The sequence below is a fragment of the Streptomyces sp. NPDC087310 genome (assembly GCF_044744405.1).
In the GTDB taxonomy this organism is placed as follows: domain Bacteria; phylum Actinomycetota; class Actinomycetes; order Streptomycetales; family Streptomycetaceae; genus Streptomyces.
Map to the genome: position 1 here is coordinate 144,376 of NZ_JBIUYF010000007.1, position 19,904 is coordinate 164,279.

The 19,904-nt window shown below is 73.2% G+C and carries 22 protein-coding genes; 15 read left to right on the plus strand and 7 right to left on the minus strand.

All coding sequences use genetic code 11. From position 1 onward, the window contains the following. The first annotated feature begins 108 nt into the window (after positions 1-108). Both ACIO3P_RS26525 and ACIO3P_RS26530 read left to right on the plus strand, forming a co-directional pair. Positions 109-768: a hypothetical protein gene (locus ACIO3P_RS26525; protein ID WP_329825241.1), complete on the plus strand. Its 660-nt coding sequence runs from the start codon at positions 109-111 to the stop codon at positions 766-768. Between the two features lie 33 nt (positions 769-801). Continuing rightward, positions 802-1,197, plus strand: a complete 396-nt coding sequence (locus tag ACIO3P_RS26530; protein WP_401853762.1) for a cupredoxin domain-containing protein — start codon at positions 802-804, stop codon at positions 1,195-1,197. Positions 1,198-1,352: 155 nt separating this feature from the next. Here ACIO3P_RS26530 and ACIO3P_RS26535 read toward each other — a convergent pair whose 3' ends face one another. Continuing rightward, positions 1,353-2,270 (minus strand): PRC and DUF2382 domain-containing protein, encoded by a 918-nt coding sequence (locus ACIO3P_RS26535; RefSeq protein ID WP_329825243.1) that lies wholly within the window; start codon positions 2,268-2,270, stop codon positions 1,353-1,355. Positions 2,271-2,623: 353 nt separating this feature from the next. Between ACIO3P_RS26535 and ACIO3P_RS26540 the strand changes: the two genes are divergently transcribed. Next, positions 2,624-3,691 (plus strand): NAD(+)/NADH kinase, encoded by a 1,068-nt coding sequence (locus tag ACIO3P_RS26540; protein WP_329825244.1) that lies wholly within the window; start codon positions 2,624-2,626, stop codon positions 3,689-3,691. Positions 3,692-3,698: 7 nt separating this feature from the next. Here the strand turns inward: ACIO3P_RS26540 and ACIO3P_RS26545 are convergent, their stop codons facing one another. Then, the gene (locus ACIO3P_RS26545; RefSeq protein ID WP_329825245.1) at positions 3,699-4,355 is read right to left on the minus strand and encodes a TetR family transcriptional regulator; all 657 of its coding nucleotides are present in this window, start codon (positions 4,353-4,355) and stop codon (positions 3,699-3,701) included. A 145-nt stretch (positions 4,356-4,500) separates the two neighbouring features. Here ACIO3P_RS26545 and ACIO3P_RS26550 point away from each other — a divergent pair, with 145 nt between their 5' ends. The 4 genes from ACIO3P_RS26550 (at position 4,501) to ACIO3P_RS26565 (ending at position 6,413) form a co-directional block, all read left to right on the plus strand. Further along, on the plus strand, positions 4,501-4,659 hold the full coding sequence (locus ACIO3P_RS26550) for a hypothetical protein (protein WP_329825246.1): 159 nt from the start codon (positions 4,501-4,503) through the stop codon (positions 4,657-4,659). Further along, positions 4,659-4,910, plus strand: coding sequence for a DUF4190 domain-containing protein (locus tag ACIO3P_RS26555; protein WP_329825247.1), 252 nt, complete (start codon positions 4,659-4,661; stop codon positions 4,908-4,910). Before ACIO3P_RS26550 ends, ACIO3P_RS26555 begins: the two co-directional genes overlap by 1 nt. A gap of 103 nt (positions 4,911-5,013) precedes the next feature. Next, a complete protein-coding gene (locus tag ACIO3P_RS26560) occupies positions 5,014-5,664 on the plus strand; it encodes a helix-turn-helix domain-containing protein (RefSeq protein WP_329825248.1) in 651 nt (216 codons plus the stop codon). 20 nt (positions 5,665-5,684) lie between these two features. Then, positions 5,685-6,413 (plus strand): SRPBCC domain-containing protein, encoded by a 729-nt coding sequence (locus ACIO3P_RS26565; RefSeq protein ID WP_329825395.1) that lies wholly within the window; start codon positions 5,685-5,687, stop codon positions 6,411-6,413. 68 nt (positions 6,414-6,481) lie between these two features. Here ACIO3P_RS26565 and ACIO3P_RS26570 read toward each other — a convergent pair whose 3' ends face one another. The 3 genes from ACIO3P_RS26570 to ACIO3P_RS26580 form a co-directional block, all read right to left on the minus strand. After that, a complete protein-coding gene (locus ACIO3P_RS26570; RefSeq protein ID WP_329825249.1) occupies positions 6,482-7,537 on the minus strand; it encodes a PHP domain-containing protein in 1,056 nt (351 codons plus the stop codon). 270 nt (positions 7,538-7,807) lie between these two features. Further along, positions 7,808-8,479 carry an LAETG motif-containing sortase-dependent surface protein gene (locus tag ACIO3P_RS26575; RefSeq protein WP_329825250.1) on the minus strand — a complete coding sequence of 224 codons (672 nt, stop codon included), beginning with the start codon at positions 8,477-8,479 and terminating at the stop codon, positions 7,808-7,810. Positions 8,480-8,921: 442 nt separating this feature from the next. Next, positions 8,922-10,106: an aromatic acid exporter family protein gene (locus tag ACIO3P_RS26580; RefSeq protein WP_329825396.1), complete on the minus strand. Its 1,185-nt coding sequence runs from the start codon at positions 10,104-10,106 to the stop codon at positions 8,922-8,924. A 238-nt stretch (positions 10,107-10,344) separates the two neighbouring features. Between ACIO3P_RS26580 and ACIO3P_RS26585 the strand changes: the two genes are divergently transcribed. Then, positions 10,345-10,563: a hypothetical protein gene (locus tag ACIO3P_RS26585; protein WP_329825251.1), complete on the plus strand. Its 219-nt coding sequence runs from the start codon at positions 10,345-10,347 to the stop codon at positions 10,561-10,563. 213 nt (positions 10,564-10,776) lie between these two features. Here the strand turns inward: ACIO3P_RS26585 and ACIO3P_RS26590 are convergent, their stop codons facing one another. Next, a complete protein-coding gene (locus ACIO3P_RS26590; protein WP_401853758.1) occupies positions 10,777-11,325 on the minus strand; it encodes a GNAT family N-acetyltransferase in 549 nt (182 codons plus the stop codon). 261 nt (positions 11,326-11,586) lie between these two features. Here ACIO3P_RS26590 and ACIO3P_RS26595 point away from each other — a divergent pair, with 261 nt between their 5' ends. Further along, the gene (locus ACIO3P_RS26595) at positions 11,587-12,333 is read left to right on the plus strand and encodes a DUF4118 domain-containing protein (protein WP_329825253.1); all 747 of its coding nucleotides are present in this window, start codon (positions 11,587-11,589) and stop codon (positions 12,331-12,333) included. Positions 12,334-12,373: 40 nt separating this feature from the next. On the opposite strand, the gene ACIO3P_RS26600 is transcribed toward ACIO3P_RS26595, so the two are convergent. Further along, entirely contained in the window at positions 12,374-13,702 is a 1,329-nt protein-coding gene (locus ACIO3P_RS26600; protein ID WP_329825254.1) for a DUF2252 domain-containing protein, read from the minus strand. 286 nt (positions 13,703-13,988) lie between these two features. Here ACIO3P_RS26600 and ACIO3P_RS26605 point away from each other — a divergent pair, with 286 nt between their 5' ends. The 6 genes from ACIO3P_RS26605 (at position 13,989) to ACIO3P_RS26630 (ending at position 19,858) form a co-directional block, all read left to right on the plus strand. Then, positions 13,989-14,777, plus strand: a complete 789-nt coding sequence (locus tag ACIO3P_RS26605; RefSeq protein WP_329825255.1) for a TetR/AcrR family transcriptional regulator — start codon at positions 13,989-13,991, stop codon at positions 14,775-14,777. 4 nt (positions 14,778-14,781) lie between these two features. Next, positions 14,782-15,027 (plus strand): hypothetical protein, encoded by a 246-nt coding sequence (locus ACIO3P_RS26610; RefSeq protein ID WP_329825256.1) that lies wholly within the window; start codon positions 14,782-14,784, stop codon positions 15,025-15,027. A 64-nt stretch (positions 15,028-15,091) separates the two neighbouring features. Beyond that, the gene (locus ACIO3P_RS26615) at positions 15,092-16,300 is read left to right on the plus strand and encodes a methyltransferase (protein ID WP_329825257.1); all 1,209 of its coding nucleotides are present in this window, start codon (positions 15,092-15,094) and stop codon (positions 16,298-16,300) included. Between the two features lie 106 nt (positions 16,301-16,406). Then, positions 16,407-16,802 carry a helix-turn-helix transcriptional regulator gene (locus ACIO3P_RS26620; protein WP_329825258.1) on the plus strand — a complete coding sequence of 132 codons (396 nt, stop codon included), beginning with the start codon at positions 16,407-16,409 and terminating at the stop codon, positions 16,800-16,802. 117 nt (positions 16,803-16,919) lie between these two features. After that, a complete protein-coding gene (gene modA, locus ACIO3P_RS26625; protein WP_329825259.1) occupies positions 16,920-17,732 on the plus strand; it encodes a molybdate ABC transporter substrate-binding protein in 813 nt (270 codons plus the stop codon). Positions 17,733-17,893: 161 nt separating this feature from the next. Continuing rightward, entirely contained in the window at positions 17,894-19,858 is a 1,965-nt protein-coding gene (locus ACIO3P_RS26630; RefSeq protein ID WP_401853750.1) for an ABC transporter permease, read from the plus strand. Positions 19,859-19,904: the final 46 nt, after the last annotated feature.

Consider the following 19,904-nt stretch of genomic DNA (forward strand, 5'->3'; position numbering starts at 1 on the left):
GCCCTGTCCGCTGGCTCGCTCCCCGGGGCTGCCGTGTAGTGGGTCCTGCGGTCGCGTTCGGGCGGGCGCCGTGCTGCCCGTGGGGCGGCCTGATCCGAGGAGTTCTGAATGAAGAGCAACACCAGGGCAGTCACCGCGATGGCAGCGGCCGTACTCTGCGCGGCCGCCCTCGCAGGATGCTCCGGCAGTGACAGCGCGTCGGAGGCTGCCCGGGAGGAGGCGCCCGCGGAGGCCGCCGCCTCCGCGTCCATGTCCATGAGCGCCTCGCCGTCGGCGATGCCCTCCGAGCTGGAGGGCAAGGTGAACGCGAAGGAGCTGGCGCCGTACGGGAAGATCCTGGTCAACGGCCGCGAGCGGACCCTGTACCTCTTCGCGGCGGACAAGACGAAGGAATCGACCTGCAACGGGGACTGCGCGAAGGTCTGGCGCCCCGTGCTGGTCACCGGCGCCGTCGAGCCGAAGGCGGGCACCGGCGGGGTCAAGCAGAGCCTGCTGTCCACCGTCACCCGCACCGACAACACCAAGCAGGTCACCTACAACGGTCACCCGCTCTACACGTACAAGGCCGACCAGATGCCGGGAGACGCACGCGGCCAGGACCTGACCGAGTTCGGCGCCAAGTGGTACGTCGTCGACACCGAGGGCAAGAAGGTCACCACCCCGCCGCCGAGCCCGAGCACGAGCCCGAGCGGCAGCATGAGCCCCAGCGGGAGCATGAGCCCCAGCGCCGGAATGAGCGCCGCCCCCAGCCCCAGCGCCAGTTACTGATCCCGCCGACGGGCCCGACAGCTCGGAGAAGCCATGCCGTTCCCGGGCGCCGGCCGCCGGCCGTATCCGGCCGTCGCGCTCGCCGCCGTCCTCGTGACCACGCTCGCCGGCTGTTCCGGCGGCGGCGGTGGCGGAACCTCGTCCGCGTCGCCGTCCCCGTCCGCGTCAGCGGGCGGATCGGCGCGGGTGACGATCGACAACTTCACCTTCGCGCCCGCGGCCCTGACCGTGGCCCCGGGGACCGAGGTCACCGTGGTCAACAAGGACTCGGTCGCCCACACCCTGACCGCCACCACCGGCAAGGCGTTCGACACCGGGACCATCGGTCCGGGGAAGACGGCCACCTTCACCGCACCGGGCAAGGCCGGCGCCTACCCGTACACCTGCACCATCCACCCCTTCATGAAGGGGAAGCTCACGGTCCGCTGAACACGGCCGCCGGGCACGGCCGCCGGGCACGGCCGGCCGACGGGAAGCCCCCGCCACCACGCGTACGCGGTGGACGGGGGCTCGGGTGTCCGGGGTTCTCCCCGGGTTCCAGGTTCCGGGTTCTCCCGGGTTTCCCGGGAAGGCGGGTGGCCGGGTCAGCGGCCCGGGCCGCGCTTGCCGCGGGTGCCCTTCATCTCCTCCTGGTCGGTGTCGTACTCGATCTGCTCCTTGCGGACCTCCGCCGAGACCTCCCGCTGCTCGGTGACCTTCTCGGTCTCCATGCGGACGCGTTCGACGGGGATGGACTCCTTGCTGATCACCGGCTGGTCGGCGTGGAGCGTCACCTCGGTCTGGGCCTCACCGATCCGCATCGAGCGGACCGAGTTCCGGTCCTCGGGCGAGATGGCCTCGTGGACCACCCGGACCTCCTCGTGACTGAGCGGCACGGAGGTGGTGACGTTCTCCGTCACGACGACCTTGCGCAGCCGCGCGTGGCCGACCTCGCGCTCCTCGGTGGTGACGTGGAGCTCCTCCTCGGAGCGGATGAGTTCCTCGCCGTGCTTCTCGCCCGTGCGCATGTCGCCCAGGTCGGCGCCGCGTGTCGCGGACCCGGCCATGGCCGGTCCCCGCGTCCCCTCCGGCGTGGCGGCGCGGCCGGTGGACATGCCCGAACCCGTGGACGTGCCGGTCCCCGCGCGCGTCCGGCCGCCGGCCGCCGTGCCCATGCCCGCGGCGGTGCCGATGCCGCCCGCGGCGGTGAGCCCGTAGTGCTGGTAGAGCTGCTTCTCCTGGCCGGGGTCCAGATGCTCGTCGGCGTCGAGGCGCGGTGCCTCCTTGACCGTTTCCTTGGCGTACGGGACGTGGACGTCCTCGCCGGCGCGCCGGGCGCCGGACAGCGGAACGAGGCTCTCCTTCATCCCGAACAGGCCGGTCCTGACGGTGACCCACTCCGGGCGGCCCGTGCGGTCGCCGACATAGACCTGACCGATGCTGCCGATCTTGTCGCCGTCCCTGTCGTACACGCTCCTGCCGTTCAGACTGCTCGGGTTGTTGAACACGCCTTCGGCTGACATCAGCGATCACTCCTCGCGTGGGGGAAGCGCGTCTGCGGGATGAGGCCCCTCACGGTCAGGCGCGCACGACTCCATCGCGCATCCGTACGGGTCCTTCGGCAACCGGAGGCGGTCGGCGGGACGGTGGCGGCAACGCCCGGTGCCCAGTCCGGACCGCGTTCCCGGGGGCCGGCGCCCCGACCGGACTATCCGCCATTCGGGTGAACGGCGGGCGGGGTGCCGCCCCTCGGGAACGGGCGGGTCCGCGGTCCGTCCGCGCGCGCTCCGCCCACCCCCTCCGTCATCCTGGAGACCGACGGCCGATGTGCCGCCCGGACGTGACGTACGGAGCGTGACGCACAGAGAGCGGGCCCATGTCTGTGGAACGTATCGGTCTCGTGGTCCACCAGGGCCGCTCGGCCGCGCTGGAGACCGCGCGTACCGTCCACGCCTGGTGCGACGCGCACGGCATCCCCTGCACGGAGATCGACGTGTGGCGGGACCACGAACCCCGCCACGGCGGTCAGGAGGAGGCGTCCGCCGCGGGCCGCCCCGACCTCGTGGTCACCCTCGGCGGCGACGGCACCTTCCTGCGCGGCGCGCGGATCGCCGCCAAGTGCGACGCCGCCGTCCTCGGCGTCGACCTCGGGCGGGTCGGCTTCCTGACCGAGGTACCGGCGGAGCAGGTCGGCCGCGCGCTGGACGCCGTCCACGAGGACCGGGCGGCCATCGAGGAACGCATGACCCTCACCATGCGCGCCTCCCGCCCACCGGCGATGCCCTCGGAGGTGGCGGCGCTCCTGCGCCACGGCCGGGGCCCGACACTGCCGCCGCCGCATGTACGGGCCGGGGCCACCGGTGAGGGGTGGGGCGTGCCGCTGGACGTCATCGCGCTCAACGACGTCGTCCTGGAGAAGCTCTCCCGGGACCGCCAGATCGCCCTGGGCGTCTACGTCGCGGGCCGGCTGCTCGCCTCGTACTCCGCCGACGCGGTCATCGTGGCCACCCCGACCGGCTCCACCGCCTACAGCTTCGCGGCCGGCGGGCCGGTGCTCTCCCCGCACATGGACGCCGTGGTGTTCACCCCCGTGGCGCCGCACATGACGTTCGACCGTACGGTCGTCGCCGCTCCCGACGAGTCCGTGGCGCTGCGGATCCTGCCCCACTCCGGGGAAGTGGCGGTCAGCATCGACGGCCAGTTGCGCGGGGCGCTGCATCCGGGGGACTGGGTCGGGGTCTACGGGGCCACGTACCGGCTGCGGCTGGTCCGGCTGGGGCCCACCGACTTCTACACCCGGCTGCGCGAGCGGTTCCGTCTCACCGACGCGCCCGCCACGGCGGCCGACGGCCAGGCCGCCCCGCTGTTCCGGCCGGACAGCCCGGTCCCGGACGACCTGGCCCATCTGCGGCTGCCGCCGCCACCGGGGGAGCGCGGCGGCTGACGGCCGGTCAGTCGAGCCAGTGGCGGCGGCCGAGGGCGATCAGCCGGAGCCTGCGGCGCGCCGCGGACGCCACCCGTGCCTCCGCCTCAGCCCGTGCCTCCGTCTCCGGTCCGGTTCCGGGGTGTCGCTCCGCCGCGTGCAGGAACGCGGACGCCGTCATCACCATCTGGTCGACGTAGACGTCCGCCAGCATCCGCAGATCTTCCCGGCTCCATCCGGCCGACACCGGCTCGGCGGCGAGCGCGGCGGCCACCTCCTCGGAGAAGCGGCGCAGTTGGGCGGAGACGGCCTCGCGCACGGACCGTACGCCGCCGTGCCGCTCGCGGGCGATGAACCGGACATGGGCGGGGTGCGCGCGGACGTACGCCGCCATCACCGCGACCGTGCGGTCGATCCGTTCCTCGTCGCCGTCCGTGGCGACGAGGACGGTGGCGATCGTCCCGTGCAGGCTGTCGAGCGCCTGCTCGACCAGGGCCACCCCGAGGCCGGCCGGGTCGCGGAAGTGCCGGTAGAAGGCCGTCGGGGCGACACCCACCGCGCGGGTGACCTCCCGCAACCCGAGGCTGCTGAGGCTCTGCTCCTCCAGGAGCAGCAGCGCCGCGTCCAGCAGCGCCTGACGGGTCTTCTGTTTCTGGGCCTGCCGGATGCCCGGGGTGTGACTCATGCCATTCAGTAAACAACCGTTCTCCGGAAAGGAGAACCTAGACTGGGCAGTCAGTGCACAAGTGTTCTCGGAAGCTGTCACCCGAATCGCCTGAACCACCTGAATCGCTCGGATCACCCGGATCGCTCCACCAAGGAGGCATTTCATGATCTTCCTCGTCGCGGCTCTCCTCCTGATGGGGGTGGTGCTCGGCGCGGTGGCGCATGTCCCGCCGCAGGTCGCCCTGGTCGCCGCCACCGTCATCGGGGGCTGGCTCCTGCTGTTCGCCGCCCGGGAGTTCCGCGCCCGCGGGCGGCGGTACTGATGCCCGCGGAGCGCCGGAGCGACGCCGACGGCATGGCCGTCGCCTCGTTCGTCCTCGGCCTGCTCGGTCTGCTCGTGCTGAACCTCGTGCTCGGCCCCATGGCGATCGTCCTGGCGGCCCTCGCCCTGTGGCGCGGCACCGCGCGCAGGGGCCGGGCCGCCCTCGGGCTGTTCCTCGGCGTCGCCGACCTCGTCGTCCTCGCCGTGCTGGTCGGGGCGGACGGCACGGTGTCCTGGGGCCTCGCGGGCTGACTTCCCCCGCTCCCTCCGGTGGCTGCCTCTCGGCTTCCGGCCGTCCCTCACCGACAAATAAATCCCCCTGGACAAAAAAAGTTGTCGGTGGGATGGTGGAGCCATGTGGGACGTGACGGTGATCGAGGACGCGGCGGCGGCAGCCGCCTCGCTGGACCCCATGAGGGCCCGGCTGCTCGCCGAGCTGGCCGCGGGACCGGCGTCGGCGACGATGCTGGCCGGCCGGGTCGGACTGCCCCGGCAGAAGGTGAACTACCACCTCAAGGCGCTGGAGCGGCACGGCCTGGTCGAGCTGGCCGGTGAGCGCAGACGCGGCAATGTCACCGAGCGGATGATGCGGGCCACGGCGGCCTCGTACGTCATCTCGCCGCTCGCCCTGGCGGCGGTCCAGCCGGACCCGGCCCGCTTCCGCGACCAGCTCTCCGCACGCTGGCTGCTCGCGGTCGCCGCCCGGCTCGTACGGGACGTCGGCAGCCTGATCACCGGCGCCGCCACGGCCCGCAAGCGCCTCGCCACCTACGCGCTCGACGGCGAGGTCCGCTTCGCGACCGCGGCCGACCGGGCCGCGTTCGTCGAGGAGCTGACCCGGGGCGTGAGCGCGCTGATGGCCAAGTACCACACCGAGGACGCCGAGAACGGCCGGGACCACCGGATCGTGGTCGCGCTCCACCCCACCGTCAGGACCACCGGCTCCGACGCGGCGGAGTCCGTGTCCCCGGTGGCACCCCCCGCCCCGATCGGGGAGGCTTCATGAGCGAGAAGGAGTACGCCACCATGTCCGAGGAATTCGAGATCGTCCGCGAGTTCGAGACCGAAGCGAGCCCCCAAGAGGTCTGGCAGGCCATCACCACCGGTACGGCGGGATGGCTGTGGCCCATGGAGTACGAACCGCGCGAGGGCGGCGCCGCCCCGTTCGGCGGCACGATCACCGCGTGGGAGCCGGGGAAGCGGCTGACCGCCCGGGTCGAGGACGTCGAGGGCATCAGCCAGCAGACCCGCAACCAGCTCGACCATGTCATCGAGGCGCGCGAGGGCGGCGGATCCTGGGTGCGCTACGTGCACAGCGGCATCTTCGTCGACGACTGGGACAACCAGTACGACGGCGCCGCCAGGCACAACACCTTCTACATCCACACTCTGGGTCAGTACCTGCGGTACTTCACCGGGCGCGCCGCGGTCTTCTCCGCCGCCGACGGGCCCGCGGCCGCCGGGGCGCCGGACGCGCTCGACACGGCGAGCCGGGCGCTCGGCCTGCCGGACGACGCGCGGGAGGGCTCCGCGGTACGGGTCGACCTGCCCGGCGTGGGCCCGGTCGACGCCGTGATCGACTACCGCGACCCGTACTTCGTCGGGCTGCGCACCGACACCGCGATGTACCGGTTCTTCGGCAGGAACCACTTCGGCGCGACCGTCGGCGTCAGCGTCCACGACTTCGCCCCCGGCGCCGACGCCGAGCGGACCGGGAACACCTGGCGGACGTGGCTGGACGGCGTGTACGCGTAGGCCCGCGCGCCGCTCCCGTGAACCCCGGCCCCGGCGGCGCCGTGCCGTGAAACCCGGCCCCGTACGCGTCAGCCCGGCGCCGGGGCGCGCCGGGTGCGGGTCCACTCCAGCAGCCCCTCGGCCGGCCAGGTGTTGACGACCCGCTCCGCCGGGACGCCGCACTCCTCGGCCCGCGCGCAGCCCAGGAGCTGCCAGTCGAGCTGCCCCGGCGCGTGCGCGTCGGTGTCGACGGCGAAGAGGACCCCGGCCGCGACCGCCTCGCGCAGCAGCCGCCGGGGCGGGTCGAGACGCTCGGGCCGGCTGTTGATCTCCACCGCCGTGCCGGTCTCGGCGCAGGCATCGAACACCGCCCGCGCGTCGAACTCCGACTCGGGCCGGCTGCCGCCCGTACCCCGGTCCCTGCGGGTACGGCCGATGACCAGGCGCCCCGTGCAGTGGCCCAGCACATCGGTGCGCGGATCGCGTACGGCGGCGATCATCCGCCGGGTCATCGAGGCGGCGTCCATCCGCAGCTTCGAGTGGACGGACGCCACCACCAGGTCCAGCCGGTCGAGGAGTTCGGGCTCCTGGTCGAGCGAGCCGTCGGCCAGGATGTCGCACTCGATGCCGGTCAGCAGCCGGAACGGGGCCCAGCGCGCGTTCAGCTCCGCGATCACGTCGAGCTGTTCGCGCAGCCGCTCCGCCGACAGGCCGTTCGCCACGGTCAGCGTGGGGGAGTGGTCGGTGAGGACGGCCCACTCATGGCCGAGCGCCGCCGCCGTACGCCCCATCGCCTCGACGGAACTGCCGCCGTCGGACCAGTCGGAGTGCAGATGGCAGTCGCCGCGCAGCGCCGCGCGCAGCGCGTGCCCGCCCTCCGCGAGCGGCGTCCCGGTCTCCCGTTCCAGCCGCTCCAGATACTCGGGTACGGCACCCGCCACCACGGCCTGGACCACCTGTGAGGTCCTGGGTCCGATGCCGCGCACCCGGCCGAGTGTGCCCGCCGCCGCGCGCCGCGCCACGTCGTCGGGGTCCATGCCCGCGACGGTCGCGGAGGCGGTACGGAACGCCTTGACCCGGTAGGTGTCCGCCCGCGAGCGCTCCAGCAGGAAGGCGATCCTGTCCAGCGCCTCCACGGGATCCATGGGCGCCCCCGGCTGTCGGTGGTGGTCCGTCCGTTCCGCGCCCGGGTCCGTTCCGTACGCGCGCCTTCATTGTCGGTGGGACCGGCGCGCCGTGCATCTCGCCCGGCGGGGAACCGGCGTGTCCCGCCCGGAACGGGATGAGGCCCCGCGAACGGAGGACGTCGCGGGGCCTCACACGGGCCCGGTCACGGGCCGACCAGGTCAGGACGGCGAGTGGTGCGGGCAAAGCTGTGGTGCGGGTGGTGCGGGTGGTGTCAGGGGACGCTCGGGTCAGCCCTGTACGGAACGACGCTTGCGCGCGGCCCACATGATGCCCGCTCCGGCGACCAGCACGACACCGGCGGCGCCGGCGATCAGCGGGGTGGAGCTGGAGGCACCGGTCTCGGCGAGGTCGTCACCGGCGGGGCTCGGCTGCGACGACGGAACCGCGGCGGCCGAGGTGCTCGCGTCGCCCGACGGGGCCGGAGCCTCGGTGGGGGGCGTGTCCTCGCCGGGCGTCGCCTCGGGGGCCGACTCCGACGGGGCCGGCGGCGGGGTGGACTCCTGCGGCGGGGTGGACTCCTCGGGCGGCGTCGACTCCTCGCCCTCGCAGACCGGGGCGGTCTTGGTCTCGTCCTTGGAGAACTGGTCGCCGTCGGCGGCCTTCACGACCAGGCGGACCGTCAGCTCGCTCTTGTGCGCGGGCAGGTCGAGCTTCTTGCTGAAGTTGTTACGGAAATTCTCCGTGGGCAGCAGGTCCTTGCCGTCCACGGTGACCGTCACGGTGTTCTTGTCGCTGTTGCCGTAGGCGGTCAGGTTCAGACTCACCTCGGAACATGTCACCGACCAGGTCGGCGTGTGCGCGAACGCAGGAGCCGCCGACAGGCCGACACCGAGGGCGCCGGTCGCCGCGACCGCTATGAAGGCGCTTGCACGCCGCCATGATCTGCTGAATTGGGTCACAAAATCCTCCGCTATAGCCGCGCCGCCCACGATGACGGCGCGCGCGCACAGTACCGCCATCCGTGCGGGACCCGACAATCGCCCCACCCAACTCACGCTCTCCGCACGCCCCGTGGACCTGCGCGGACGCCGGGGACCGGCCGGGGCGCCCGCGCGGGGGAGGGGCGAGGGCGACGACGGCGGCAACCATGATCGCAAACCGGAAGGATGGCCCGATCATGCCGTCATCACTGCTTTCGCCCGTCCATACGGGGATGTGGACCGGTGGACCGGTGCTTCCCCGCCCCCATTCACGACGACACATCACGCCGGTGGTAAATATTCCGTCAATAATTGGCCAGGAGTTTTCCGTTGCTCAGGAAACGGCGAATCCCGCCGGGCGGACGGACGATTGAAGTCGGCTCCCGCGCATTCCCACCCCCCCCCGTTCGCGGCCGGCTCCCTATCGCCCGCGCCGCATGACCTTTCGCCGTACCCAATGCCAGGCCGCCGTCAGCCGGGGATGACGCTCCCGCTCCTCCCGGGAGGCCCGGTCCAGCTCCTCCATCAGCCGCCGGGAGCGATGCTCCAGGTCCAGCTCGTCCAGGATCCGGTCCAGTTCGCTCAGGAGCGCGCCGTGGAGCTGCCACTGCCCCGGGTCGCGCCGTATCTCCGTCAGCAGCAGTCCCGCCAGCCGCTCCCGGCTCGTCCGGGCCGCGTCCAGATCCTCGGCGAGCCGCGCCTCCGCGGTCTCCGCGCTCCGGGTGACATCCGAGGTCACCATGACGGCGAAACTCACCACCGCGTCGGCCACCCCGGCCAGCAGATCCTTTAGCGCCGCCCCCACCTCCGGTGTGAACAGGGCCTCCCGCTCGCGCTCCTTGGCGAGATCGGTGAGTGTTCTGGCCAGCACCCGCAGCACCACCGTGCAGATCTCCAGGGTGTCCAGGCCCGTCCGCAGCACCACCCGGTGCAACAGCCCCTCCTTCACCCGGGGGTTGAGCCGGACACTGTCCTCCGCCTGGCGCAGCGCAGCGTCCACCTCGCTGATGTCGTGGTCCAGCCGGCGCGCCTCGTGCAGCCGCGACGCGGCGCGCTCCACCGGGACGGCCTCCGTCAGCCCCTCCCCGATCCGCAGCAGAAGCTGGCGCATCCGGCGGGCGAGGCCGTCCATGGACTCGCCCGCGGTGGCGACCCACACCGGCGGCGCCAGCAGGAAGTTGAAGAGCAGCCCCACCACCGCGCCGATCAGTGTCTCCAGCACCCGGTCCCACGCGGTGGACGCCACCCGTGGCACCCCGAGCACGAGCATGGCGCTGATCGCGACCTCGGGCACGAACTCGCTCACCCGCACGATGCGTCCGACGACGAGCGAGGCGAGGATGATCAGCCCCAGACTCCACCAGGTCAGCCCCACCAGCACACTGAACGCACTGGCGACCAGCACCCCGGCCACCACGGCGTTCACCCTGCGGATACTGGTGGTCAGGGTGGAGTAGAGCGTCACCTGGACGACGAGCAGCGCCGTCAGTGGGGCGGTGAGCGGCGCGGGCTCGCTGCTCAGCCACACCGCGACCACATAGGCGATGGTCGCGGCGGCGGTCGAGCGCAGCGTCTGGGCGACGATGGGCTCCCGGCGCCGCTTCATGAGCTCCGCGACCGGTCCGCTCAGGGACACTCCGACATCACGCACGACCTCTTCCTTTCCCCGCGGAGCCCGGCCGGACCCGCGCCGGTCCTCCGGATGGGCCGGGTGGACGAGCCGGTCCGCGACGCGCTCCGGTGTCCCACGGTTGTGCAGGACAGGGGAGGATGGGGTAGACACCTCTTCAACGGGTCGACCGGCATTGAGCCGCGCGGCCGCTCACATCTCCGAACGGTTGTGCATGCCTTCTTCACCGTCCCGCCAGGATCCGGTTCAGGACTCCACCGCGGGCGCCGCGCCGAGCGCGCGGCCACAGCACCACGGCATCTTCCTCGAACCCCGCTACACCGTCGAACTGCCGCCGCACGAGGGCGAGGGCGACGACGAGGCCCCCGTGGAGAGCTTCTTCGACCGGCCGGCGGCCACCCGGCGCCGTACCCTCACCCCGCGCAGGAACTAGCGCCCCTCCCGGCAGGCTTTGCCCCGTCGCGCCGCCCATCACGCACGCTCGCGGCGTTGGCCGAAAGCCCTGGTAGCTCCGCTACAAGGGCTCCCGGCCGCCTTGCGATCGCACGCACTGGACGACGCCCCTTCGGGGCAAACACTGCCGGTCACGGCACTAGCCCCGTCCCAGCAGGCTTCGCACCTCACACCGCCCGGACGGGCCAGGTCGTCACCCGGCCCGTCGGCCGTCCGTCCACGACCGCAGGGCGTCGGCCGCCGCCTCGTCGACGGGCCAGACGATCCGGTAGTACTTCAGCGCCTCGTCCTGTGCGACCAGCCGCATCCCCACCGCCGTCATCACGCGCTGCGACGCGATGTTGTCGTGATCGGCGTCCCCCTGGACACGGCTGACCCCGCCGGCCCGCGCGAACCGCAGCAGTCCGCGCAGCGCCTCGGACGCGTACCCCTGACCGTGGGCGGAGGGGATCAGGCCGTAGCCGATCGTGACGGCGAGATCCTCGTCGGGGACGCCGTGGAAGCCGAGACCGCCGATCGCGTGTCCGTCCGCGCGGCGGCGGATCTCGTACGCCCCGAAGGGCCGCGGATCACCGGTGATCGAACACGTCGTCAGAAAGCGCCGGGCCCCCGCCATGTCCCCCTCGGTGGGGTATCCGGGTGCCCAGCGGTCCCCGTCCGCGGGCTCGCCCGCCGCCACCCGCTCGGCTTCGAGCGCGCTCAGCGGATGGAGTACCAGCCGCTCCGTCACAAGATCGTCCATGACGGCAGACGTATCACGGGTCCCCGGTGTGCCACAGGCGTTTCACGCGATGTGCGGGGACCGGCCGGCCTGCCTTCGCGCCGGTTCGGCCGGCCGTACGTCAAGGGGGCGTCAACGTCCGCCGGGCCCGCGGCAGGGCCCCGTCAAGACCGCGGCCGCCTGCGCCATGGCCGGGCCCGCGGGCGCACGCTGGAGTCGAGGGCCGCCCGCCCGGCGGCCCCGGTTCCGCCGGACCTCCGCCCCGGCACGGCGAGGTGGACCATGCGCTGTTCGCTCCGTGACCGCGTCGCGCTCGGCGCCGCGCTGCTCGCGCCCCTGGCGACCGCGGGGGTGCTGGTGCCGTTCCGTACGGGAGTGGCGAGTACGAATCTGGCGCTGATCCTCGTCGTGGTCGTCGTGGCGGTCGCCGCCCTGGGCAACCGGGTCGCGGGCGCGCTCGCCGCGCTCTCCGCGGCCGTCTGGTTCGACTTCTTCCTCGCCCGGCCCTTCGAACGCTTCACCGTCACCAGCACGAGGGACCTCACCACGGCCCTCCTGCTGCTCGCCGTGGGGCTCGCCGTCTCCCAACTCGCCGCGCGGGCCCGGCGGCTGCGGGTCATGACCGTGGTCGACGCGGGGCTCCTCGCCCGGATCCACGACACCGCCCGGCTGGCACGGACCACCGGCTCCTCCGCCGCCGTGGTCGACCAGGTCGGCCGTCACCTGGTCGACATCCTGCGGCTGGAGAGCTGCCGGTTCGAGTACGGGAGCCTGCTCGGGCACCCGGCGCGGCTGGAGCAGGACGGCACCGTCGTCGTGGACCGCGAGCCCTGGGACCTGGAGGGACGCGGCTGGCCGGCCGGGGAGATCGAACTCCGGGCGGCGGCGGGCGGCCACTACCAGGGCCGCTTCATGCTCCGGCCCACGCCGGGGATCGTCCCCACCCGGCAGATCCGGCAGGTCGCGGTGACGCTCGCCGACGACGTCGGCGCGGCGCTCGAAGGGGCGGGCCCGGTCCTGGACCGCTAACACCTGGACCGCTAAGACCTGTGCCGCCCTGGGCGCCGGGCTAACGGGTGGCCGCCGGTGTCCGGTCGGCCGCGAGCGCCGCGACGAGCGCGGCGTGGTCGGCCCTGTTCCGGTCGGCGTAGCGCAGCGCGAAGTCCGCCAGCGCGCGGTCGAAGGTGTCCGACCCGCCGAGGTAGTGCGCGATGGCGATCCGGTCCCCGGAGCGGGCGTGCGCCCGCGCCAGGGCCCCGCCGCACAGCTCCGCGTACGTACGCAGCAGGGCCGGTGCCATGCCCTCGACGGCGGCGGGCCCCTTCATGTCCCGGAGCCGGCGCCAGTAGAAGTGGCGCCCCTCGGACCCCGTGACCCAGCCGAGGAAGACGTCGCCCGTCGCCTGGAGCAGCCGCTGCCCCGCGACCACCCGCCGGCCCTGGTGGGGGTAGACGCTCTGCTGGACATGCGGTTCGAGCACCGACCGCTCGGCCTCCTTGATCTGGAGGAGGAGCGGATCCCCGGCGTCGCGCCCCTCCAGCAGCACGACGAAGCACCGCGTACCGACGCTCCCGACACCCGTGACCTTGCGGGCCACGTCGACGAGGCGGAACCGGTCGAGCAGCACCCGCTGCTCCTCGGGGAGCGTGCTGCGGTAACCGATGAAGATCCGCCGGAGCATCGCGGTGTCGAGGGGGCCGACCGGTTCGAGCAGCGGCGGATCGTGGATGATCCGGCGCCGCCCCTCCGCCGTGCCGGTCAGCTCCTCCACCGCCCGCAGCGTGGTGCGCCGCCGCGAAGCGGGCGCCTCGGCGCGCCCGCGCCGGGCCGCCCTGACGAGCGGGCGCAGGGCCGCGGTGCTGATCCGCTCGTACCAGACGGCCAGTTCACCGAGGCGCGCCAGCCGTCGCATCGACGTGCGGTACGCCGCGGCGGCGGCCCGCGCCGCGTCCCGGGCGTCCGACGCCGGGGCGCCCTGGTCGAGGGCGGCGACCACGACGCTCGCCGCGAGCCGCTTCACATCCCACTCGAACGGTCCTGGCAGGGTCTCGTCGAAGTCGTTGAGATCGAAGAACAGGGCGCCGTCGGGTGCGGCGAAGACACCGAAGTTCAGCAGATGGGCGTCGCCGCAGAGCTGCACGGTCAGCCCCGTACGCGGCTGGGGCGCCAGATCGGCGGCCATCACGGCGGCGGCGCCGCGCAGAAAGGCGTACGGGGACGCCGCCATCCGCTCGTGGCGCAGCGGCACCAGTTCGGGGACCCGGTGCGTGGCCTGCCGGGCCAGGACGGTGAGCGGGTCGAGCCGGTCGGCGCCCGGTATCCACAGCCCGTGCGAGGACCGGGACGCGTCCTTGCGGGCCGCCCTGCCGCGCTCCGCCCGGTCGGCGGGAGTGGTCATGACGCCCCTCTCCCCGTGGTCGGTGCCGTGGCACGGCCGGTCAGCACGAGCATCCCGCCCCGGCGGCCGGGCAGCCCGGTGCGACAGCCGTTCGAGTGATCAGGCGGTCCGCGCCGATCCGGGCCACGGGGCCGCGCGCGGAAACGGTTTGCCCCGTCCGGACATTTTTTCGGTTTCGCGCGCATTCGCGGAACGCGGCGTGTCGGCCCGTGGTGCGTGGCATGCTCGATAAGCGCCCTTACCGGTGACAACACCGCGTGTTCCCGGGGCGATTCGGGGAGGTCGGATGGATCCGGGCCGGAATTCCGCGGACACGACGTCGTCATCGTCTGCCCGTACGAGAGCCAAGGAGACCCGCACGGACCACACCCGCACGGACCAGGACCGTACGGGGCAGGACCGCAGGGCGGCGCGCCGCGAGCGGCTGCTGGCGACCGCGACCGACCTGTTCACCACCCGCGGCTACCCGGCCACCTCCATCGAGCGGATCTGTGCCACCGCCCATGTCTCGATCCGCGCGTTCTACGAGGAGTTCGAGGGCCGTGAGGCGCTGCTGATCGCGCTGCACAACGATGTCGCGCGGGCCGGCATGGAAGCCGCGCTGACGGTGCTCAGCGACCCCGGGATGGAGTCGGCGGGAGCCCGCGCCCGGATCTCGGCCCTCACCCGTGCCTATCTGGACGCCGTCACCGTGGAGCCCGTCGCCACCCGGATCGCGTTCGTCGAGGTCATCGGGGCGGGCCGGGCGGTCGAGGAGCACCGGCTGCTGTGGCGGAGCCTGTGGTCCGACTTCCTCAGCGGGGAGGCGGAGCGCGCCGTCGAGCGGGGCGAGGCCGTGTCCCGGGACTACTCCCTCGCCATCGTGGCGCTCATCGGGGCCATCAACGAACTGGTGGCGCACTGGGCCCGCGACGCCACCGCGTTCCCCCGGGAGCTGCTGGCCGACGAGCTCGTCCGCCACGCCCTCGCCGCGCTGGGCATCCCCACCGGCATGTCCGCCGACGCCATCCCCGCCGACGCCATCCCGACCGACGGCATCCCCACCGGCGGCCCCCTCACGGACGAAGGGAAATGACGCGATGACCGGACTCTGGCACCAGGTGCTCCACACCATGTCCCAGCCAGGGGCGTCCCCCGACGACGACCTGCTGGCGCAGGCCGCCGCGGACATCGCCCTGCGCGACCACCCGCACCCGCCGGCCGACGCCGAGGTGGTCCTGGGGATCGCGCGCACGGAGTTCGCCGCGGTCCTCAGCCCGAGCCAGGCCCAGGCCGCCCTGGACCGGGCCCGCAGACTCGCCTCGCAGCACGGCGCCGCCACCTGAGGCCCGAGGGCCGAGAGGCCGCGCGGCGCACGGTCCGCTCCCGGGCGGATAGCCTGAGGTCACGATGAACCGTTTGACGACACCCTGGGGCGAGTTCGGCCTCACCCGATTTCCCGAACATCCCCGCGAGACGCTGCGCGCGTGGGACGCCGCCGACGAGTATCTGCTGCGGCACCTCGGGGAAGGGGAAGGCGGACAGGAAGGCGACGGCGGACCGGCGGGTCCGGCCGGGCTGTCCGGGCTGTCCGGCACCGTCGTGGTCGTCGGGGACCGATGGGGCGCGCTCACCACCGCGCTCGCCGGCCACCAGGAGCGGGACGCCGGCGCCCTCGTACAGATCAGCGACTCGTACCTCACCCAGCAGGCGACCCGCGCCAACCTGCGCCGCGCCGGTCTCGGCACGGACGCCGTACGGCTGTTGTCCACCCGTGACACACCGCCGGAGCGGATCGACGTCCTGCTCGTCCGCGTACCCAAGAGCCTGGCTGTGCTGGAGGACCAGCTCCACCGGCTGGCGCCCGCCCTGCACCCGGGAACCCTGGTCATCGGCACGGGCCGGGTGACGGAGATCCACACGTCCACCCTGAAGCTGTTCGAACAGATACTCGGCCCCACGAAGACCTCCCTCGCCGTCAAGAAGGCCCGGCTGATCTTCTGCACGCCCGCGCCGGGGCGGGTACGGACCGCCAGCCCCTGGCCGCGCAGCTACGCGCTGCCCGAAGGGCTCGGCTCCGTGTCGGGCCGTACCGTCGTCAACCACGCGGGGATCTTCTGCGCGGAACGGCTCGACATCGGCACCCGGTTCCTGCTGCGCCACCTCCCGCGGAGCCGCGGACCCGAGCGTGTGATCGACCTGGGCTGCGGCAACGGGGTCATCGGCACCGCCGTGGCGCTGGACAACCCGGACGCCACGGTGACCTTCATCGACGAGTCGTACGCGGCGGTGGCGTCGGCCGAGGCCACCTTCCGCAAGAACGTCGACGCCGCGACGCCCGCGGAGTTCGTCCTCGGCGACAGCCTGACCGACGTACCGGCCGAGTCGGCCGACCTCGTCCTGACCAATCCGCCGTTCCACACGCACCAGTCGACGACCGACGCGACGGCGTGGCGGATGTTCACCGGGTCACGTGCGGCGCTGCGGACCGGGGGAGAGCTGTGGGTCATCGGCAACCGGCACCTCGGCTACCACACCAAGCTGCGCAGGCTCTTCGGCAACTGCGAGACCGTGACGAGCGATCCGAAGTTCGTCATCCTGCGGTCCGTCAAGCGCTGAGGCGCGAAACCCGGCCACGCGGTCCCTTCTCGTACCCCTCTCATCTGCGAGGAAGCATCATCTGAAGAATTGTAAATGCGAGGCACTCCGGCCTATCTTGTCGCACATGCAGTCCTACACGATCGGTCAGGCGGCCCGGCTCCTCGGGGTGAGTCCCGACACCGCGCGCCGCTGGGCCGACGCGGGCCGGGTCGCCACCCATCGCGACGAGGGCGGACGCCGTCTCATCGACGGCCGCGCGCTGGCCGCGTTCTCCGTCGAGGTCGCCCGGAGCGCCGCCGACGAGGGTGAGGCCCCGTACACCTCGGCACGCAACGCCTTCCCCGGCATCGTCACCGCCGTCACCCTCGGCGATGTCGCGGCCCAGGTGGAGATCCAGGCGGGACCGCACCGGCTGGTCTCGCTGCTGACCCGGGAAGCGGTCGAGGAACTGGGCCTGGAGGTCGGCGTACAGGCCACCGCCCGGGTGAAGGCCACCAGCGTGCACATCGACCGCGTCTGACCCGTGCCGACCGCGTCAGCACGTCCCGGCGGCGCGGCCGGGCCCGGTGCCTCTCCTCGGCGCGGTGTCCTTCCCCGCCCCGCGCCCTTCTCCGCCCCACCGCCAAGGAGCCCGCTGATGTCTCTCGCCCTCACCCGCCGCCGCGCCGCCACCGCGCTCGTGACCGCCGCCCTGCTCCTGCCGCTGGCGGCCTGCGGCGGCACGGACGACGCGTCGGACAGCGGCACCGGAGCCACGGACGGCGCGTCGTCGAGCGGCGCCCCCAAGGCGCAGCTCACCGTGCTCGCCGCCGCCTCGCTCACCGACGTCTTCAAGACGGCGGGCGCCGCGTACGAGAAGGCCAACCCGGGCACGAAGGTCACGTTCTCCTTCGCCGGTTCGCAGGAACTGGCCGCGCAGGTCAACCAGGGCGCCCCCGCCGACGCCCTGGTCACCGCCGACACCAAGACCATGGACGGACTGAAGGGCGACACCGGCACCCCGACGGTCATCGCCAAGAACCGCCTGGTCATCGCCACCGGTGAGGGCAACCCGGAGAAGGTCGAGAACCTGAAGGACCTTGCCGACCCCAAGCTGAAGGTCGTCCTGGCCGCCCCCGAGGTGCCCGTCGGCCGCTACAGCGAGCAGGTGCTGGACGCGCAGAAGATCGATGTGAAGCCGGTCTCGCAGGAGCCGAACGTCCGCGCCGTGCTGAGCAAGGTCGAACTGGGCGAGGCCGACGCCGGCATCGTCTACAAGACCGACGCCGCCACCGCGACGGACAAGGTCGACGCCGTCGAGATCCCCGACGCGCAGAACGCGATCGCCCAGTACCCGGCCGCCACCCTCAAGACGTCCAAGAGCGCCGACGCCGCAGCCGCGTTCGTCACCTGGCTCAGCGGCCCGGAGGCGCAGAAGATCCTCCAGGCGGCCGGTTTCCAGAAGCCGTAGCGGCAGCCGCCGCCACGACGCGCTGCCACACCACCGCGCAGCCGCCCGGACTTGTGCGGCAGCCTCGGTGACGCGTCGTGGCCCCGTGGCCCCTTCCCGCCCGATCCGGCCGTTCCCACCCGATCCCGGCCGTTCCCACCCGATCCAGCCCGGGGAACCCGATGAGCCGCTCCCGTACCCGTGGGCTCCGCGCCCCCGTCGCCCTCGCGCTGCCCGCGCTGCTCGCCGTCGCGTTCCTGCTGCTGCCCCTGATCGGGATCCTCGCCAGGACCACCTGGAGCGAGCTGGGCACCCATCTCACCAGCCCCGGTGTGGTCCAGGCGCTGAAGCTGTCGCTGCTCGTCTCCTTCTGGGCGCTCGCGCTCTCGCTGCTGCTCGGCGTGCCGCTGGCCTGGCTGCTGGCCCGGGTGGACTTCCCCGGCAAGACCCTTGTCCGCACCCTCGTCCTGCTCCCCATGGTGCTGCCGCCGACCGTCGGCGGGGTGGCGCTGCTCCTCGGCTTCGGCCGGCGCGGCCTGCTCGGGCCCTTCCTGGAGGACACCTTCGGCATCACCCTGCCGTTCCACACCTCGGGCGCGGTGGTCGCCGCGACCTTCGTCGCGATGCCGTTCCTCATCATCAGCCTCGAAGGCACCCTCGCCGGGCTGCGGCCCGCCTACGAGGAGACCGCCGCGTCGCTGGGCGCCTCGCCCGTACGGGTCTTCCTCACCGTCACCCTGCCGATGGTCGCGCCGGGGCTCGCCGCGGGCGCCGCGCTGACCTGGGCGCGCGCGCTCGGCGAGTTCGGCGCCACGATCACCTTCGCCGGAAATCTGCCCGGCACCACCCAGACCCTGCCGCTCCAGGTCTATCTGCTGCTCCAGGACTCGCCGGAGGCCGCCACCTCGGTCTCCCTGCTGCTGCTCGCCATCGCCCTGGCCGTCCTGATCGCGCTGCGCGGTCGCTGGACCGGCCATACGGCCGACCGCACGCGCGAGCGCGGTCCGCTGCCGGACGGCGACGGTACGGGGGACCCCGGGAGCCCCGCGCCGGAGGCGCCGCGAGCGCCGGAAGAGCCGGAAGAGCCGCAAGCGCCGCCGGAGCCCTCGGAGCAGTGGCCGCTGCACGCCGAGGTGAGCGGATTCAACCGGCTCACCCTGGACGCGGAACCCGGCACCACCATCGCCGTCGTCGGACCCAACGGCGCCGGCAAGACCACCCTGCTGCGCGCGCTCCTCGGTCTCACCCCGCGCGCCCACGCGGAGCTGCGCCTCGGTGAACTGGACGTCACCGCCCTGCCGCCGCACCGCCGCGGCGTCGCCTGGGTCCCGCAGAACGGCGCGCTCTTCCCGCATCTCAGCGCCCTCGCCAACACCGCGTACGGGCTGCGCGCCCACGGCGTACCCCGCGCCGAGGCCCGCCGCACCGCACAGCGCTGGCTCGACCGGCTCGGCGTCGGGCAGCTCGCCCACCGCAAGCCCCACCAGGTCTCCGGCGGGCAGGCGCAGCGCGTCGCCCTCGCCCGCGCGCTGGCCGCCCGGCCCCGGCTGCTGCTGCTGGACGAGCCGCTGGCCGCGCTCGACCAGACCACCCGGGCCCAGGTACGGCACACCCTGCGCGGCCATCTCGACGGGTTCGGCGGGGTCTGCCTGATCGTCACGCACGATCCGGTCGAGGCGGTCTCCCTCGCCGACCGGGTCCTCGTACTCGACGAGGGGCGCGTCCTCCAGGACGCGCCGCCCGCCGAGGTGACCCGGCACCCGCGCTCGCCGTGGGTGGCCCGGATGCTCGGCCGCAACGCCTGGCCCGGCGCCTTCGGCCCGGACGGGTTCGCCCTCGACGCGGGCGGCCGGCTGGTGGTCGCCGAGCCGCTGCCCGACGGCTCACGGGCCCTGGCGATCATCGCTCCGGAGGCCGTCTCCGTCCACCGGGAGCGGCCCGGCGGCAGCCCGCGCAACGTCTGGCCCGGCACCGTCAGGGAGATCACCGCCCTCGGCAGCAGACTGCGCGTCCTGATCACCTCGGACCGGGCCCCGGACCTGGTCGCCGAGATCACCCCCGAGGCGGCGGCCGAACTCCGCCTGGCCGAGGGGGTCCCGGTCTGGACCGGCGTCAAGGCCACGGAGGTCACCCTCGTACCCCTGTGACCCGTACGCCACCGGAGCCTTCACGCCGTACGAGCAGGGGAGCGAG